Here is a 17,407-nt window from a genome sequence, read left to right on the forward strand (position 1 = left end):
AATTAGAATATTGCTACTTCAAGCCATTGCTGACTATGCTGCCTGCCAATAACCTCGACCTATTTATTTATCATCTGATTCCCCAAACTTTATTTGGTATTTTTATAATTGGTTGCGTTTTATCCATCTGCGGCTTCGCATTTACATCCACAATTGCATTGTTTAAATCTTGCGTTGTGAGATTTGTACATAGATCCAAATTCCGTTCAACTCTGCTTTTTATCATGTGTGCTCAATTACTTGCATTGAGTCAATTAGCCGCTATTGGGATCTGGGCCTTCTCCCTTGTTTTAATTGGTATTATTCCCAGCTGGGAAGTAGCGATGTTCTTTAGTGCCAGTAGCTATACAACATTAGGATATTTTCCTGCTACGATGCCAGAGGGTTGGCATATGATCCCCGCGTTCATTGCATTTTCTGGCCTTTTTTCTTTTGCTTGGGCTGCCTCTTCAACCATGGCGATGATTGGCATTTTAAATACTGCGTTGGATGCTAAGTCTCATCCACCAAAATAATTTTACCTCTCCATTAACTCAACCTTAAAACTATCCCCATGAATAATAAAATTGTTAATCCACTTCTTTTAATAGGTTGCTTATTTTCATCTATTGGCTCAGCTCATGCACAGGCAAAAGTAATGCCAAACGTTTCTGATGAGTGGCGTTTCTCAGTATCTCCTTATGTTTGGGCAGTTGGTGTGTCGGGTACAGTGAACACTAATGATGGCGTTTCTAAAAGTGTTAACCTAGACACGAACAAAGTGATTAATGATCTTCGGGGTGGGGCGATGATCACGGGCGAAGCTCATAAAGGTAATTGGGGTATAGGCGTAGATTTCGTGAATGCCAATCTACAAAACAAAGCAGCAAAAACGGCTACTGGGCCTCTACCTAACGGCGTGATCGTTAATGCAGACCTGTCAACTAAAGCCAATTTGAAAGATACCTTGCTGACAGGTGCTTTAATGTATACCGTTTTAAATAAACCGGAAGTATATTTAGACGCCTTAGTGGGTGTTCGTTATATCTCCACTACAGCATCTGTTAAAGCAACCTTAGATGTCTCAGGCTCTGTGGATGGTCAAATATTGAGGCGGGCTACCATCACACGTTATCCATCACTGACTACCAACACTACGGATCCCATTATTGGTTTCAAGGGCCGCTATCGCATTGCTGATACCACCTGGTTTATTCCTTTCTATGGCGATATTGGTTCTGGCGGCGGCACTACTAATGTGACTTGGCAGGCTATGTTAGGCATTGCTAAAGCTTACGACTGGGGTGATGTTTCCCTAGGATATCGCGCGCTGTATTACGATATGAAAGAAACGGGTGCCCTGCAAAAAGTGACCTTTGGTGGTGCCATCTTGGGTGTAACCATTCCCTTTTAATTCTTCCTCTTTTTAGTTAAGTTAATTTATGAACATTACACAACGAGTTTTGCTGCCACTCTTTTTTGCTGGGGTAACTAGCTTATCTGCCACCCATGTTTTTGCTCAAGGTGCAGTGACCGTAAATGGTGCTAGCGCAACAAAAGCGGAAGACCTTCGTAGTATTGGTGGCGCCGTTATTCCTGCTACTAATATTCGTAGTCAATCTGCCACTCCGCCAGCAGATTCGGGAAATAGCGCTGTTGATATTGCCAAAAAATTAGCCAATCCTATTGCTAATATGATTTCAGTGCCGTTTCAGTATGAGTTCAGTCGTGGCATAGGAAGAAATCAAGGCGGATCCGAGCAAACACTCTTGCTCCAGCCGGTTGCGCCATTTGATCTGGGCGGTGGTGATTCTTTCATTGTGCGACCGATCATCGCTGGCGTAAGAGAGGTGAGTATTGAGAGTCGCCCGGGTCAATCCTTTTCTGGGTATGGTATCGCTAGCGTAACTCTCGAATCCTTCTACGCTCCCAATACCAGATCGTCATGGATTTGGGGTATCGGCCCGTATGCGGTCTCTCCGTCTGGAAACAGCGGAAAATTTGGCTCGCAACAAACCGGTGCAGGTGTGACGGCGGTTGTAATCAATCGTGATGGCCCATGGACCTATGGTTTGTTGGGGTATCAATCTTGGAGTGTGGGCGGGAATCCTACTTTTGGAACTCAGAATAATTTATTTGGAGAGCCTGTCGTTTCTTACACCAATAAAGATGCCTGGACGTTCTCTGCCAATATGCAGGCGCAATATAACTACGATGCGCGCCGAACATCTAACCCACTTTATGCTGGCGTTTCTAAGGTGCATATCTTTGACGGTGTTCCAATCTCCTTTGGTGCTGGCCCCATTTATTACGTGAGCAATACACCTGGTGGTCCATCAGGTTGGGGTGCTCGTGCTACCGTTACACTAGTTATCCTGAAATAGTAAAACCGAATAAAACGAGGCTATAGAGATGAAATTTATTCCAAAATTACTTGGCATGTTATTAATGGCTCAATGCGCAGCATCCTTTGCAAAAGGAAATGCTGACACGATTTTTTACGGTGGTCCTATTGTGACTGTGAATGCCAAGAATGAAGAAGTTCAGGCTCTTGCCGTCCAAAATGGAAAGATTGTTGCAGTGGGTACTAAGGACGCTGTAACAAAAGAATGGCAAGCCGGTAACACTAAGGTGATTGATTTACAGGGACAAACCTTAATGCCAGGCTTTGTTGAGCCGCACGTTCACATCATGGTGACCGCCATATTTGAGGGTTTAGGTCTTAATTTAAGCAACTTTAACTTGCCCTACGACACCATCGATACGCTGACTCAGAAAATGAAAGCGGGCTTAAAGGATGTGCCTCCCGGTGGATGGTTAATTGGATTTGGTGTGGATCCCTCACGTACCTCACCCTTTATGGCTGAACTGAATGCGGATGTTTTGGATAAAGTCTCCAAAGACGTACCGATTTTTATAGTTAATCAATCTGGTCACATCGCTTATGTGAACCGCAAGGCATTAGAGCTTGCTGGCGTAACAGATAAGTCTGCTAGTCCTCCGAGTGGCGGCATCTACGTCAAGGATGCGAAGGGCAGGCTTACAGGGAAATTGGTAGAACCGCCTTCCTATTTGCCCTTCATGTCAAAAATGCCCAATCCCACTGAAGCCCAATTATTTGGAGCTATTCAGAGCATGATGAACAAGATAGCATCTACGGGAGTAACAACTGCATCAGAAATGAGTGTAGGGGGTAATTTTGGTGTTGATAAAGAAGCCGCTATTTATAAAACGATCTTTGCAAAGAATACTTCCCCTATTCGGGTGCGTGGGTATTTATGGGGGCAGGCACTTCCGGTAGGTTATAACAATATTAAGCCTAATGAAGGCGATGATAAGTTACGTTTTATTGGAGTCAAATATATATCTGATGGCTCTACGCAAGGCTTAACAGCTGCACTCAATCAGCCCTATTCTTACCCTAAGGATACCAAGTGGAGTGGGGCTCTTGACTATAAGGATGCTGAAATTTATAGCTTGTCCAAACCCTTTTTTGACCAAGGCTGGCAAATCTCTACCCACGCTAATGGCGATAAGGCAATTGATCAAACCTTAAATAATTATTCCAAGTTATTGGCCGGAAATTCCAAACCTGCAGAGCGTCGTTTACGCATTGAGCATTTCACCGTGAACAATGAATCTCAGGTTAAGAAGGCAGTTTCTTTGGGTGTAGTACCTAGCTTTACTATTGGCCACATAGATTATTGGGGATCAGCCTTTGATCAACACCTCATTGGGCCAGAGCGCGCTAAGCGAATTGACCCAGCGGGAGATTTTAAGAGATTAGGCGCGAAATTCACATTGCATAGCGATACCCCTGTATCTAATGTGGGTCCTTTGAACTACATCAGTGAGGCAGTCACGCGTTTATGGCAGCTGCCTCCAAAAAAAGCACTGGGAGCTAATCAGGCTATTTCAGTTGATGATGCAATCCGCGCCATAACAATTGATGCAGCATATCAAATATTTGCTGACAACATCATAGGCAGCCTGGAAGTAGGCAAGCAGGCGGATTTAGTTGTCCTAGAAAAAAATCCTCGCAAAACATCGCCCGCAGATATTCGTAACATCAAGGTTAAGGAAACGTGGATCGATGGTAAGCAGGTGAGCTTAAAGTAAGGCTAAGTGTTAGTAGAGTCATATCGTATTTAAAGATGCCCACTTTGTGGGTGTTTTTATTAATATGAAACACAATTAAACGTAAAAGAGGAAAAATGCTTCATTACAAAGTGAGAGTCTTATGTATCTGTGTGCTTGGCCTTTTTTTTGGAGCTGCCAATGCAGTTCAGTTACTTGATCCGCCATCGACACCGCAGGTTTCCAATATCACCGTCTTTGTGGCTAAGAAGATTGTTACTATGGATCCGGCTATTCCTCATGCAACCGCCGTGGCCGTGTCGGATGGACGTATTCTGTCAGTAGGCTCGCTGGCTGATATGAAACCTTGGACAGATAAATATCCCACCAAAATCAACCGTGATTTTGCGACTAAGGTGATTTATCCGGGCTTTGTTGAGCCACATGCACACCCCTTGCTCGCTGGAATCTTATTTAACAAACCCTTGCTTACCCCATCACCTATGCCGAACCCTTGGGGCCCTGCATTTCCCGGAGTGGCTAATTTGCCAGCAGCGATGAAGCTGTTAAAAAAGTATTCAGACGATATTAAAGATCCTAGTAAGCCTCTTGTAGCCTGGGGATATGATGTTGTTGCGATGGGGAAGGTTCCTGACCGGCAAATGTTAGATCAGGCCTCTAATGTTCGCCCCATTATTGTTTGGGATTTGTCTGGTCACGACATGTACGTCAATAGCGCCATGATCAAAGCTTATGACATTACACCCGAAAAAGTAAAGAGTATTCCGGGAGTTGGCCTAGATGCAAATGGCCAGTTAAATGGCCGATTTTTAGATATTCCTGCTTTGATGTACATCATGAAGCTTGCTGGTAAAGATATCTTAAGTTCCGATGAAGTTCCTACCGACTATATGTATATCAATGATTTGATGCAGCAAGCAGGCATCACGACCTCAGGTGATTTGGCATTTGGTAGCCTAAACATTGACATGGAAACCAAGTTAATGAAGGCCTACACAAATTCGGCTGCAGGCGATTTGCGTATTGTCCCTGTAGTTTACTCAGAACCTTTTATTCAGAAGTACGGTAACAACGCGATTAAAGAAGCGCAAAACTTGAAGCTACAAGACAATGATCGCCTGATGTTTCAGGGTGTGAAGTTTTATAGTGATGGCGGCTACTTACCGGAAACTATGCGCATGGAAAATCCGGGCTATATAGACGGCAGCCTCGGTTCCTCAAACTTTAAGTCTGCACAAGATTTTGCTGGTGCAATGCAGCCTTGGTGGGATGCAGGATTTCATATTCATATTCATAGCAATGGTGATAAAGGCAATCAAAACTCAATTAATGCTTTGCAACTCATGATTGATGCAAAACCTCGCTTTGATCATCGCTATACGATTAACCATTTTGGTATCCCATCCACCGCTATGGTGATGAAGATAAAAGTACTAGGCGCAGTGGTGAGTACCAATATATCGTACATTTCTGAGCGTGCTCAATTAGAATATCCAGCCTTAGGTATGGACCGTGCTTCGTATGCAACGCGTCTAGGAACTTTAGTGCGTAGTGGCGTCGTGACCTCAATTCATTCAGATGCACCAGTATCAGCCCCAGCACCGTTGAAGGGTGCCTGGACTGCTGTTACTCGAAGGGACGTATACAAAGACGGAAAAATCTGGGCTCCAGCGGAAGCGGTGACTGTACAAGATGCCATGAAGATGATTACGATCAACGCTGCCTACACTCTTGGGGTAGAAGATAAGGTAGGCTCGATTGAGCCGGGTAAATTTGCTGACTTTACCGTATTAGAGTCCGACCCACAGACCGTATCTGCGATCAAAATAAAAGATGTCGCTGTTGTTGCAACGGTAATCGGTGGTAAGGTAGTATTAGTTTCACAAACCAAAAAGCCAAGACCATTTAAATAATCAAATTACTATGACCCATAAATTAATCCTTAAGGCTTTACCCATCCTCTCACTCTGCTGTTTATCTAATTTTGTTTTTGCGGAAATACAGATTCTGAAAGCCTCTACGATTATTACTATGGATGATAAGAATCCACGTGCGGAGGCCATTGCTTTTGACACCACTACTAAAAAAATTACTGCTGTTGGTTCACTGAAAAATGTCACTGCATCTGCGCCAAATGCCAAGGTCAGTGATCTTGGTTCTGCAGTACTGATGCCTGGGTTTATTGACCCACACAACCATCCTTTTCTCTCAGGTTTGTCTACTCAAGAACCTGCCTATTGGGTTGCGCCATACGTGGGTTACAAAACATGGGCGGATGTTAAAGCCAAGATATTAAAAGCAGATGCTGAGGCTCCTGCTGGAAGGCCATTAGTCTTTAATGGCGTAGATAGATTACTGCAACAAGCTCCTTTGCCTACTCGCGCAGTGCTTGATCCACTGACACCGAGCGGGCGTGCAATTGTTGTGATTGATAACTCTGGCCATGCAGTGTATTTCAACTCAGCAACTCTAAAATTGTTGGGCTGGAAGGGCGGTAAACCGCCTGCAAATCCGGTTGGCGGAAGTTATGGCCGTTATAAAGACGGTACTTCAAACGGCGTTGGCAATGAATCCGCTGCTCTATTTACGATCCTAGGCCCGATTCTTCCAAAAGCCATCCCCCAACCATTACAGTCCGGCGCAAAATGGTACGCCTACATGGCATCATTGGGTATTACATCGACTTCAGAGCATACCTATAACAGTGGTCAATATAAAGGATATCTAGCGCTAGCATCCTTACCAAACAGCCCTTTAAGAATGCACGTTTATCATATGGCAATCGAACCAGACGCGGGCGCGAATGTCACTTGGCCTGATCCGAGTATGGTTCGCAAAAACGGAATTAAGTTGTGGGCAGATGGAAGCCCTTGGTTGGGTTCTGTTGCTACAAGCTTTGGCTACCTAGACAACGCACGAACAAAGCAAGCCGAAATTATTCTTGGACCGCTGGGTGAAAAAGGTATGAATTACACCCGCTTGCAACTCGATCAAATGCTCGATCAGTATGCCCCGATGGGTTATCAAATGGCATTTCACTGTAATGGTGATGTTGGCTTTGATGTTGTCTTGGATGCCTATGAACGCGCTTTAGTGAAGAATAAGTTGTTAGGCACAGACCACCGCTGGCGTGTTGAGCATCTTGGAGCCGCTAGGGCAGATCAATTTAAGCGAGCTGAAAGCCTTGGGGTGACAGTTTCTTTGGCGCCTTTTCAATTTATTTATTGGGGTGACCTACTAGATGGAACAATGTTTAAGCCTGAGTATGGAGCCCAATGGCAAAGTGCCGGCGATGCATTTAAGGCAAATGTCCACACTTCTTTTCACAATGATGGATCAGTATCCCCACCCGATACCCTCAGAAATATTCAGCACATGGTGACTCGAACTTCTGATTCCGGCAAAGTGCATGGCGCTAATCAAGCAGTCACCTTAGATCAGGCTCTCAGAGCCTCAACCATCAATGGCGCTTATCAATTAAAACGCGATAAAGAGATTGGATCATTAGAGGTAGGAAAATATGCGGATTTGGTAGAGCTGACAGCCGATATTACGGCAGTAAAGCCTGGTGAAATTACAGATAAAGTAAAAGTTAAGGGAACATGGCTCGGCGGCAAAAGAATCGACCCTAAACAATTCCTGAAAGAAGCAGCTGCAATTGATCCATCAGAACACAAAGATTTAGGCAGCGCTTCCACGAAATCTATGCACCAACACAGTCATTAATGTTTATTTCTTCCTATATGCATCAATTGAGAAGACGCTTTCAATGTTAATCAAGAGTAATATGTATTTGTAGAATCTTTTAATCCGTTTATTAAGGAAATTTCATGACTTCTTTTCGTAAAGTACTATTAACTGCCTTTGCTGGCCTGATGATCATTGCTAGTTCGGCATTTGCTTCAGATGCTCCCAAGAAACCTTCTGGCACTGTCAGTATTAATGAAACTCAATTTGCCCTAATTATTGGGGGTTCAGTAGGCGGCGGAGAGCTTACATTTCAAGGTAAAAAATATCCCTTTAAAGTGAGTGGTATGAGTATAGGTGCCAATGTAGGGGCTTCTAAGGTATCTGCAGTTGGCGAAGTGTATGACTTAAAAGATCTATCGAAATTTTCTGGAACTTTTAGCGCACTAAATAGCGCTATTACTCTTGGCGGCGGTGTTGGCGGTACAGTATTGAAGAATGAAAATGGCGTAATTATGCGTCTGACTAGTACTTCTGCAGGCTTGCAACTCAATTTAAGTGCTAGTGGTGTAACGGTAAAGTTGGAGAAGTAATTTACTGCCAATATTAATCGGCCAATTTGGTCTTAATAATTAGCAATCAAATCCTCGTCAAGACTGACGAGGATTTTTTTTTAACAATGTCAGACTTCAGTAAATTCAATTATTTCTCTGGTAAAAAGAAATATATATTTTCGTTGCTTGCGCCTTTATTAGTTTGCATTGATTCCTGAATAATAGTTTTTGTCATGGTAATGAATGATTGTGTCGATCCAGCAATTGTCCTAAACGGTTGCCCCTGAATGGTGACTACGCCTTCGCCTAATAACTCATTGGTCTGACTATCGGTTAACTTGTGCTCTACCAACATGGCTGGGGTTTTTGCATTCACACCAGCCGCATATGTACCGGCTGTTAGTGCCATACCAACCGGAGTGAAATTCCAGGGCTGTAATGAATTATCGGTACTCTCAAGACCTGTAATGCCAACAGATGCACGCACTACATTTGGGCCCGGTTCTGTAACAATCTGAATATTGCCCCGACTTTTGATCATTTCTACCATTGAGGCTTGTAAGGCTGACTTTGCTTGGTTGATGGTGTCCTGAGTAATTTCTTGAGTGATATTTTGATTTAAGTAAATAGGGTCTAAGATAACTGCCGTATAGGCATTTGTTTTTATATCCGCTTTGCGATACCTCCATATTCTTACATCTTGATTCGTGGTCGCCATCGCGGTTAGGAGGCTGTAATCTGGTAAAAATCCGGATCGTGGCATAGCCTCACTGGCTAACTTTGTTGTGGTGCTGCAGGCTGTCAGTAGCGTGAATGTAGCTGCTACGCAAAGAAGGGCGGTAAGTTTTTTCATGATTTAAGGATATGCCAGCATTGAGAAAGTAATTGTGTGATTTTGCGACAACACTATCAATATAGATAAAAACCTTTTTTTAAGCTTACTAAACCTTACAAGGATGGGTTGTAGAGCCCGGTATTGCGAGAAGGCCTAGCGCCTAGCTTATGTTGATCTTTGGGCTGGAGGTCTATTTTGGGTTTTACCGTCTTATATAGACATATAAATCTGATATCGTTTAGTTTGGCAGAAATATGGATAAGTCCTGCCTACATTGATTATTGGGGTGATAAGTGGGGAATGCTAAGGTACTTCTAGCCATTATCTTTAATTGATCAAAGTTTTACCTCGTAGTCGAATTTACCTCATTAAGTTAAGGCGCTATGGATTTAAAAGAATTACTAGTGTGCGATCAATGCGATTTATTATTGCAAGAAACACCATTAAAGCCTGGCGGTAAGGCATTATGTAGTCGCTGTGGGGCTGTTCTATATCGATCGCTGCCGCTTGGCTTAGAGCGCAGCTTAGTTTTTTCTCTCACTTCTGCAACTCTATTCCTAGTTTCCAATAGCTTTCCGATTGTGACTATCAGCTCTCAAGGCTTGACCAATTCAACGACCTTACTGGATGCTGCTTATAGACTCTTCAATGATGGCATTCTCAGTATTGCCGGTTTAGTTTTCATAACCACCTTTTTAATGCCAGCCCTAGAAATCATGGCCTTAATCTATTTACTTTTACCGGTTAAGTTAGGCCGTTTACCACCTGGATTTTCTTACGCATTTAGATTAATTCATTTTGTGAAGCCCTGGGCTATGGTTGAAGTATTTATGCTGGGCTTACTAGTGACGATTACTAAACTCAATGCATTTGCTTCAGTAGAGCCTGATATTGGTTTGGTTGCCTTTATTTTGCTAATGATATCTATGACTGCGGCAGCGGCTAATTTTGATACGCATGATTTTTGGCGCAAAGTAGCCCAGATCAAAGCATCAGGGAGCAGGGCATGCTGACGGGAATTTCACAAAATATTATCGGTTGTGAAACCTGTGGTCTTGCTCAAAGTACACTTCCAATTCAACTGCATTACAAATGCACGCGCTGTGGATCAAGTATGCATATTCGTAAACCTAATAGTATTGAACGCACTTGGGCATTAGTCATTGCAAGTTACGTATTGATTATTCCAGCCAACTTAATGCCTGTAATGGCAACGGGATCCCTCTTTGGCACTGAAAAAGATACCATTTTTGGCGGTGTCCTATTTTTATGGGATTCTGGGTCACAAATACTAGCTATTATCTTATTCACGGCTAGTATTTTGATCCCATTTTCAAAGCTTTTTTCCTTAACTTTCTTACTGATATCAGTTCAGCAGCGCTCCACTTGGAAGCCTAGGGTACGTGCTAAGTTGTATCGCATGGTTGAGACTATTGGGCGCTGGTCGATGATTGATATTTATGTCGCTACGATGCTGACAGCTCTCGTACAATTTGGTAACTTGATGTCGATTCGGGCTGGTACAGGCGCCATTGCTTTTGCTACTGTTGTTGTTTTAACAATATTTGCTGCAAAGAGTTTTGATCCTCGACTGATTTGGGATGTTGTGGATTCTCCAGAGAATAATAAAGAAATATCTAAGGAATAATATGACTGATAAATTACAAGAGCCAAATTTTTCTGGCCTACCTTCAGCCGTAGCTCAAGCAAAGCATCGTTGGTCCGCACAGGTTATCTGGATTATTCCTATTGTGGCTATCACGATCGGCATAAGTTTGATGTACAAGGCTGTGGTTGATCATGGCCCCACAATTACTATCGCTTTTGCTAGCGGCGATGGCATTATTGCAGGTAAAACTAACGTCAAATATAAAGAGGTAAATATTGGTGTGGTGAAATCAGTTGGATTGTCAGAAGATCATAAACAGGTGATCGCTACGATTCAATTAGATAAAAATGCTGAAGATTTCGCGAATGAAAAGACCCGATTTTGGATTGTGCGACCACGTATAACCGCAAGCGGTGTTTCAGGCTTAGGAACTTTACTTGATGGCCCATTTATTGGATCGGATTTAGGTCTGTCATCTGCAAAGAAAACTGATTTTGTAGCGCTTGATGTGCCGCCTATTTTGACAGCTGGTATTCCTGGGCGAGAATTTATTATCAAATCTGCTTCGTTGGGGTCACATAGTATAGGTACCCCAGTGTATTTCCGTCGCCTTATAGTTGGGCAAGTCGTAGCATTTGAGTTAGATAAGGAAGGCCAAAGTATTGCTATAAGAGTCTTTATCAATGCGCCTTACGATCAATATGTTACCAACAACACCCGTTTTTGGAATGCTAGTGGTGTTGATATCACTCTAGGCGCATCTGGGTTTCAATTACAAACAGAATCTTTGGTTGCAGTTCTTGCAGGTGGTATTGCTTTTGAAACACCTCAAACAATTGAGGAGCAGGGTACCCTAGCTAGCATGTCACAAGAGCCTGTTATGCCAGCACCTAGTAATAGAATTCCGCCTGTATCAGAGCGCGCTCAAGTAGATATGGTATTTCCATTATTTCAGAATCGTACTTTGGCAATGAAGCAGCCTGATTCTGTCGTTCATCGCTATGTCATCAATTTTAAGCAATCAGTTAGAGGGTTATCTGCAGGGGCTCCTGTAGAGTTTCGTGGAGTAAATATTGGTGAAGTAGTTAGCATTGGAACTGCGGTAGATCCTAAGACCTTTGAGTTTGTTCAACCAGTAGAGATTTATCTTTATCCTGAGCGTATTCAAGTTCGATCTACTATTACTGGGGTAGTCATGCCATACCCTAAAACTAAAGGCGAGCAATTAAAGCTATTAAAAATGTATATCGATAAGGGCTTACGCGCTCAACTTAGAGCAGCGAGCTTGCTAACGGGACAGCAATATGTTGGCATTGATTTCTTTCCCAACTCACCTAAATATGACTTGAATATTACCAAGTTACCTCTCGAGCTCCAATCTGTTCCAGGCGCATTTGATGATTTTGAGCAATCCCTTGCTAGTACGATTAAAAGCACTGATAAGTTAGTGAAGAAACTTGAAGCTGAAGTAATTCCTGAGCTTAATCAAGCATTAAAAAATGTTAGCGCTGTGACGGCAAGCGACTCTCCTATGCAAACTGACATCCGTGATTCATTACGTGAAATTACTAAGGCAGCTGGGTCAATGAAAACCTTAACAGACATGCTGGATCAACAGCCTCAATCTCTTATATTTGGTAAACCTGCAGAAAGTGCCAAATAATGCGGTCCATCTTATTACCTACATTAATCGTACTTTTGCTTAGTGGGTGTGCTAGCTCCCCAAAATCCACCTACTATAGGCTCACTTCTAAACCTATTCCCGCTATGAATGAGGCAAGTAATCAAAAACGGGTAATGATTGGTCCTGTAACAGTTCCGGCAAACATAGATCGCCCTCAATTGGTCATTCAACGTGGTGGTTCTCAAGTTGAAATATTTGAATATCATCGCTGGGCTGCCTCGCTCAAAGGGGATGTGGGGCAAGTGATTGCTGCTAGCTTAGCGAGCAATATGAATATGCCCAATGTATGGAATTTTTCAGAAAGTACGCAAACCCAATTTGACTATCAAGTGTTTGTAGATGTGCAAACTCTAGAAGCTGTGCCTGGTCAAGATCTTTTGCTGGATGTACATTGGTCCATTAAACCATCGGTACAAGTTGCAAGCAAAGTAACAAGTGCAACAGGCAGTACAGCACCCCCGCTGAAAACCATTATGGGCAGAACTTTAATTCGTGAGCCAACAGGGAGCAATGGGTTTGAGGACTTGATTGCAGCACAGAGCGCTGCCTTTGAGAAGGTGGGTAAAGATATTGCGAGCAAATTAGTCAGAGAGAATTAAGATAACTATAAAACATGAGCGTTCTGCGTATTTTTTCCTAATACAGTAAACATAAGCTCGGATAAAAAGCACTTAAATAAAATTTTCTGGCGATTCTCTCTTTTAAGCTTATAAAATAAATATTCCTAGAAAGGTATAAAAATGACCCAATCATCTCGCCGTTATTTTTTAAAGAGCTCTGTCGCTACTGCTGCTATTGCAGCCAGCTCGCAAGTGATTGCTTAAATATCCACAGTCTCCCCAAAAATAGTTTCCGAGGTAGAGGCTCTTCAGGCAAAAAAGATAGTAGCAAGTACAGCCGACTGGAATGATGGTCTTGCCCATCCTATTCCTTATAAAAACCCACCTGCAATGGGGAAGGAGCGAGGTCTTGTTTTGGGTGGTGGCGGTATTGTTCTCATTTCCTGGTACGTGGGTTACTTTCATGCGCTTAAAGAGCAGGGTCTTGATCTCAGTAACACCAATATTGCAGTAGGGACTTCAGCTGGATCAATATTTGCCTCTATGCTCATGAACGGGAATTTATGGCGTATCCGCGATGAAATGGATCTATTTAATGACTTTCCTAAGGTATTGGCTAAATTAGTGCCGGAGACAAAGTTTAATCAAAGCCAAATCCGTGCAAAAGAAATCGGTCGGAATGTCAAAGATGCAAGTCCCGCGTCTATTCAGGAGCTTGGTCGGGCAGCTATGGCTGCTCGTAATACTACCGGCGAAGCCGAATACCAAAAAACAATTGAGAGGATGGTCGGTATAAGCACATGGCCATCAAACAATTTGTATACCACTGCCACTGATTGCTATACCGGTGAGCGGATAGTCGTTTCTCAGTCGAGCAATATTTCTACTTCAGTCGCTTGTGCTGCTAGCTCTTCACTAGCTGGGGGTGCTGGCCCCACCTTCTTAAAAGATCGTCTTTGTATGGATGGCGGAATGTGTGCAACAAGTACGCATTGCGATGTAGCTGCAGGCGTCAAAAAAGTGCTTGTTTTTAGTCTTGCTAATGGCAATGTAAAGGATGAGAAACAATTTAATCTCAGAACGACCGGGTTTCCAGATACCCTGCTGCAAGAGTTAAAAGACCTCAGGGCACAAGGTTCTCAGGTTATTCACATCACGGCTGGATTGCCACCTGGTATGGCTCGAATTGATAGCGTCATGAATCCCAACTTAATTTCTCCTTTTATGAAGCATGGCTTTGAGCGCGGTAAAGCAGAAGCAATTAAGTTAAAACAATTTTGGGGTTAATGCAGCGTAAGTTTACAAATTGGACTACTACCTCAATTTTTTAAAAGTATCTATGCGTTAAGTTACTTCAATCATGGATGCTGTTTTAACCATAAGCTTTATTAAGTTTTCTTTTAACGTTATTGGACTTAGAAGAAAAAATAAGCTTAGTCAAGTAAGGCAAGGTCATGAAGATCATGATGATCTTGAAGGCCGATTCGTGCGGGGGCAATTTCTCTTACGGATAGACCAAATTCTCAAGCTGTCTATACCCAGTTAAACATCTCAACTGAGATATAGCACCTTCAATACCTCTTAAAAAAATGGATCACCGAAGTGATCCATTTAACCTTAGGTGAAACTGTCTTGCTAAATACTTGTCAGCACGTGCAATCGTGAGACACCCTTACTATGACACAGATAAAACTTTATAAACACAGGGAAAACCCCAAGATTATTAATAATTATTATGCATAATTTATAATAAAATCAAACTACCTTAACTTAAAGGAGTTTAAACATGGCTATTGCAAAAGCCCAACCCATGACAAAAGAAGAGCGTAAAGTAATCTTCGCTTCGTCATTAGGTACAGTATTTGAGTGGTACGATTTTTATCTTTATGGCTCTTTAGCTGCCGTTATTGCTAAACAGTTCTTTTCAGGCCTTGATGCTGGCTCAGCATTTATTTTTGCTTTATTAGCATTTGCTGCTGGTTTTATCGTCCGTCCATTTGGTGCTTTGATATTCGGGCGCTTGGGCGATTTAATCGGTCGTAAGTACACCTTCCTAGTCACGATCCTTATTATGGGTGGAGCCACCTTTATTGTTGGTATCTTGCCTAATTACGACACTATCGGTGTTGCAGCCCCTGTGATCTTGATTGCATTACGGATGTTGCAAGGTTTAGCTTTAGGTGGTGAGTATGGTGGTGCAGCAACCTATGTAGCGGAGCATGCTCCACACGGTAAACGGGGTGCTTATACTGCCTGGATTCAGACTACAGCTACATTGGGATTATTCTTATCCTTACTCGTGATTTTGTTTACTCGAGAACTTACTGGCCCGAATTTTGAAGTATGGGGCTGGCGGATTCCTTTCCTGCTTTCTATTGCCTTGTTAGCTGTTTCCGTTTACATCCGTTTATCGATGAACGAATCCCCAGCATTCAAGAAGATGAAAGAGGAGGGTAAGTTATCTAAAGCGCCCTTGACAGAATCTTTTGCGCAATGGAAGAACTTGAAGATTGTGATTTTGGCTTTATTTGGCTTAGTTGCCGGTCAAGCAGTGGTTTGGTATACAGGTCAGTTTTATGCTTTGTTCTTCATGACGCAGGTTCTGAAGGTCGATCCAAAGACAGCCAACCTGTTGATTGCTGCCTCATTGGTCATCGGTACGCCGTTCTTTGTGATTTTTGGTAGTCTGTCAGATAGAATCGGTCGTAAAGTAATCATCATGGGCGGTTTATTGCTGGCGATCATTACTTACATTCCCAATACGCCAGTTTCGGTATTCAATGCTTTAACGCACTTTGCAAACCCAGCACTTGAAAAGGCAATGGCAACTTCACCAGCCAGTATTACTACTGATCTGAATGAATGTACCTTCCAGTTCAATCCAACGGGTACGGCGAAGTTTACAAGTTCTTGTGATATCGCTAAACAGGTGATGGCGTCAAATTCTGCTAGTTATTCGACTATTGCAGGCCCTGCAGGTGAGGCTGCTGTAGTGAAGATTGGCGATACCGAAATCACAGGGTACACGGCAAAAGGCTTGGCTCCTGCCGATGCAAAAGCAAAAGATGCTGAATTTAAGAAAGCGATTCGTGAAGCTCTGAATGCTACTGGCTACCCAGCAAAAGCAAATCCAGCGGATATTAACTATGCTGCTGTGCTTGCTATTTTGGTCTTCTTGGTTATTTTGGTAACGATGGTGTACGGTCCAATCGCAGCGATGTTAGTAGAGATGTTCCCAACTCGCATTCGCTACACATCGATGTCATTACCGTATCACATTGGTAATGGATGGTTTGGCGGCTTGTTACCAACGATCTCTTTTGCCTTGGTAGCTCAAAACGGCAATATTTACTATGGACTTTGGTATCCGATCATCATTGCTGCAATGACATTGGTTATCGGCGTACTTTTTGTACGAGAGACTAAAGACATTGATATTTACGCAAAAGACTAATCTAATGGATTAGTTTGGATAAACAAAACCCTGCCTGCCATAAGCAAGCAGGGTTTTTTTTATGTACTAAGCTTATTTCTTTTCATCGGGTTTTGCAGATTCTACGGACTTTTCTTTAGTGGGTTCTTGAGCTTGTGTAGCCTCTGCACCATGTTTTTCGCCACCCATATCAATATCACTATCGCTTGTATAGAGCAGGTAGCCTGTTGCTAATAATAGAATTAAAACAGTGATTGCAATCGCTTTATTGCTCATATTTGCCTTTTTGATTGATGCGGATTAAATAAAAAATACAGATAGCTATAGGATAGGAATATGTTTTTTAATGAATACTTTTGGGTCGTAATTTCTTATAAAACCGATTAAAAAACATTAATAGATAAAGAAATGCAAATGATCCAAGGACATTGGCGCTAAAGCTCATTGTTAGCTGATCAATTCCATATACCTGATTTACGAAGTAAAAATAGAAATTTCTAAAAAGAGCGGTGAGTAGGGAATGTAAGAAAACTAAATAGCAAAGTTGGGTAAAGTCCACATGATCAAAATCATCATTTTTACTTGTAGCGCTTTGCCAATAACGATATGCAATCATTGGAGCTAAGGATGAGAGGATTCCAAGTGCAGCGGCATCAATAATGGTGTCGCCACTCAATATCTCCCCCGTAAAGTAGCCGATAAAGATTCCCCAAAACCCTAGCCATCCAAAAAGGATGATTGCTACGAGTCGCAAGCCAGATAGCCAATAGACAAAATACTCTAATTCAGTAATTTTTAAGAAACCGAAATAGCCTTGATTAATTGCATCTAGTGAAATCCATATGAGAGCAATCACGCCCACTATGATGAGTTTTTTAAGGCTATTGATCATTAAACTTATTAATAATTATTATGCAAAGTATCCATGTTAATATAACACGTTATAATTTGATCATTATTAATTTCAC

At 42.4% G+C, this 17,407-nt stretch carries 16 protein-coding genes; 13 read left to right on the forward strand and 3 right to left on the reverse strand.

The window, feature by feature from the left end:
* The first annotated feature begins 224 nt into the window (after positions 1-224).
* From DCO16_RS04665 to DCO16_RS04695, 7 genes are all read left to right on the forward strand, one after another.
* Positions 225-515, forward strand: a complete 291-nt coding sequence (locus DCO16_RS04665; protein ID WP_173942568.1) for a hypothetical protein — start codon at positions 225-227, stop codon at positions 513-515.
* A 38-nt stretch (positions 516-553) separates the two neighbouring features.
* Positions 554-1,393, forward strand: a complete 840-nt coding sequence (locus DCO16_RS04670; protein ID WP_173942569.1) for a hypothetical protein — start codon at positions 554-556, stop codon at positions 1,391-1,393.
* 28 nt (positions 1,394-1,421) lie between these two features.
* Positions 1,422-2,363: a transporter gene (locus DCO16_RS04675; RefSeq protein WP_173942570.1), complete on the forward strand. Its 942-nt coding sequence runs from the start codon at positions 1,422-1,424 to the stop codon at positions 2,361-2,363.
* A 28-nt stretch (positions 2,364-2,391) separates the two neighbouring features.
* Entirely contained in the window at positions 2,392-4,098 is a 1,707-nt protein-coding gene (locus DCO16_RS04680) for an amidohydrolase (RefSeq protein ID WP_173942571.1), read from the forward strand.
* Positions 4,099-4,193: 95 nt separating this feature from the next.
* A complete protein-coding gene (locus DCO16_RS04685; protein WP_173942572.1) occupies positions 4,194-5,990 on the forward strand; it encodes an amidohydrolase in 1,797 nt (598 codons plus the stop codon).
* A 10-nt stretch (positions 5,991-6,000) separates the two neighbouring features.
* Complete coding sequence (locus DCO16_RS04690) at positions 6,001-7,803, forward strand: amidohydrolase (protein WP_173942573.1); 1,803 nt, start codon at positions 6,001-6,003, stop codon at positions 7,801-7,803.
* Positions 7,804-7,907: 104 nt separating this feature from the next.
* Positions 7,908-8,357: an EipA family protein gene (locus tag DCO16_RS04695; protein ID WP_173942574.1), complete on the forward strand. Its 450-nt coding sequence runs from the start codon at positions 7,908-7,910 to the stop codon at positions 8,355-8,357.
* A 109-nt stretch (positions 8,358-8,466) separates the two neighbouring features.
* Here the strand turns inward: DCO16_RS04695 and DCO16_RS04700 are convergent, their stop codons facing one another.
* Positions 8,467-9,171: a DUF3313 domain-containing protein gene (locus tag DCO16_RS04700; protein WP_173942575.1), complete on the reverse strand. Its 705-nt coding sequence runs from the start codon at positions 9,169-9,171 to the stop codon at positions 8,467-8,469.
* Between the two features lie 365 nt (positions 9,172-9,536).
* Here DCO16_RS04700 and DCO16_RS04705 point away from each other — a divergent pair, with 365 nt between their 5' ends.
* The 6 genes from DCO16_RS04705 (at position 9,537) to DCO16_RS04730 (ending at position 16,460) form a co-directional block, all read left to right on the forward strand.
* On the forward strand, positions 9,537-10,166 hold the full coding sequence (locus DCO16_RS04705) for a paraquat-inducible protein A (RefSeq protein ID WP_173942576.1): 630 nt from the start codon (positions 9,537-9,539) through the stop codon (positions 10,164-10,166).
* 101 nt (positions 10,167-10,267) lie between these two features.
* The gene (locus DCO16_RS04710; protein ID WP_254598105.1) at positions 10,268-10,801 is read left to right on the forward strand and encodes a paraquat-inducible protein A; all 534 of its coding nucleotides are present in this window, start codon (positions 10,268-10,270) and stop codon (positions 10,799-10,801) included.
* Position 10,802: 1 nt separating this feature from the next.
* A complete protein-coding gene (locus DCO16_RS04715) occupies positions 10,803-12,425 on the forward strand; it encodes a PqiB family protein (RefSeq protein WP_173942578.1) in 1,623 nt (540 codons plus the stop codon).
* Positions 12,425-13,045, forward strand: coding sequence for a PqiC family protein (locus DCO16_RS04720; RefSeq protein ID WP_173942579.1), 621 nt, complete (start codon positions 12,425-12,427; stop codon positions 13,043-13,045). The genes DCO16_RS04715 and DCO16_RS04720 overlap by 1 nt, the downstream gene beginning before the upstream one ends.
* Positions 13,046-13,396: 351 nt before the next feature.
* Positions 13,397-14,293, forward strand: a complete 897-nt coding sequence (locus tag DCO16_RS04725; RefSeq protein ID WP_173942580.1) for a patatin-like phospholipase family protein — start codon at positions 13,397-13,399, stop codon at positions 14,291-14,293.
* Positions 14,294-14,792: 499 nt separating this feature from the next.
* On the forward strand, positions 14,793-16,460 hold the full coding sequence (locus DCO16_RS04730) for an MFS transporter (RefSeq protein ID WP_173942581.1): 1,668 nt from the start codon (positions 14,793-14,795) through the stop codon (positions 16,458-16,460).
* Between the two features lie 72 nt (positions 16,461-16,532).
* Here the strand turns inward: DCO16_RS04730 and DCO16_RS04735 are convergent, their stop codons facing one another.
* Positions 16,533-16,715 carry a hypothetical protein gene (locus DCO16_RS04735; protein WP_173942582.1) on the reverse strand — a complete coding sequence of 61 codons (183 nt, stop codon included), beginning with the start codon at positions 16,713-16,715 and terminating at the stop codon, positions 16,533-16,535.
* 67 nt (positions 16,716-16,782) lie between these two features.
* The gene (locus tag DCO16_RS04740; protein WP_173942583.1) at positions 16,783-17,331 is read right to left on the reverse strand and encodes a hypothetical protein; all 549 of its coding nucleotides are present in this window, start codon (positions 17,329-17,331) and stop codon (positions 16,783-16,785) included.
* Between the last annotated feature and the right edge of the window lie 76 nt (positions 17,332-17,407).

The sequence above is a fragment of the Polynucleobacter antarcticus genome, from assembly GCF_013307245.1.
In the GTDB taxonomy this organism is placed as follows: Bacteria; Pseudomonadota; Gammaproteobacteria; order Burkholderiales; family Burkholderiaceae; genus Polynucleobacter; species Polynucleobacter antarcticus.

Bases quoted from the DNA above. Each gene is read 5' to 3' on its own strand.
- DCO16_RS04730 (WP_173942581.1), top strand. From the start codon at position 14,793: ATGGCTATTGCAAAAGCCCAACCCATGACAAAAGAAGAGCGTAAAGTA.
- DCO16_RS04670 (WP_173942569.1), top strand. From the start codon at position 554: ATGAATAATAAAATTGTTAATCCACTTCTTTTAATAGGTTGCTTATTT.
- DCO16_RS04690 (WP_173942573.1), top strand. From the start codon at position 6,001: ATGACCCATAAATTAATCCTTAAGGCTTTACCCATCCTCTCACTCTGC.
- DCO16_RS04680 (WP_173942571.1), top strand. From the start codon at position 2,392: ATGAAATTTATTCCAAAATTACTTGGCATGTTATTAATGGCTCAATGC.
- DCO16_RS04665 (WP_173942568.1), top strand. From the start codon at position 225: ATGTGTGCTCAATTACTTGCATTGAGTCAATTAGCCGCTATTGGGATC.
- DCO16_RS04710 (WP_254598105.1), top strand. From the start codon at position 10,268: ATGCATATTCGTAAACCTAATAGTATTGAACGCACTTGGGCATTAGTC.
- DCO16_RS04715 (WP_173942578.1), top strand. From the start codon at position 10,803: ATGACTGATAAATTACAAGAGCCAAATTTTTCTGGCCTACCTTCAGCC.
- DCO16_RS04735 (WP_173942582.1), bottom strand. From the start codon at position 16,715: ATGAGCAATAAAGCGATTGCAATCACTGTTTTAATTCTATTATTAGCA.
- DCO16_RS04725 (WP_173942580.1), top strand. From the start codon at position 13,397: ATGGGGAAGGAGCGAGGTCTTGTTTTGGGTGGTGGCGGTATTGTTCTC.
- DCO16_RS04740 (WP_173942583.1), bottom strand. From the start codon at position 17,331: ATGATCAATAGCCTTAAAAAACTCATCATAGTGGGCGTGATTGCTCTC.
- DCO16_RS04705 (WP_173942576.1), top strand. From the start codon at position 9,537: ATGGATTTAAAAGAATTACTAGTGTGCGATCAATGCGATTTATTATTG.
- DCO16_RS04720 (WP_173942579.1), top strand. From the start codon at position 12,425: ATGCGGTCCATCTTATTACCTACATTAATCGTACTTTTGCTTAGTGGG.
- DCO16_RS04685 (WP_173942572.1), top strand. From the start codon at position 4,194: ATGCTTCATTACAAAGTGAGAGTCTTATGTATCTGTGTGCTTGGCCTT.
- DCO16_RS04675 (WP_173942570.1), top strand. From the start codon at position 1,422: ATGAACATTACACAACGAGTTTTGCTGCCACTCTTTTTTGCTGGGGTA.
- DCO16_RS04695 (WP_173942574.1), top strand. From the start codon at position 7,908: ATGACTTCTTTTCGTAAAGTACTATTAACTGCCTTTGCTGGCCTGATG.
- DCO16_RS04700 (WP_173942575.1), bottom strand. From the start codon at position 9,171: ATGAAAAAACTTACCGCCCTTCTTTGCGTAGCAGCTACATTCACGCTA.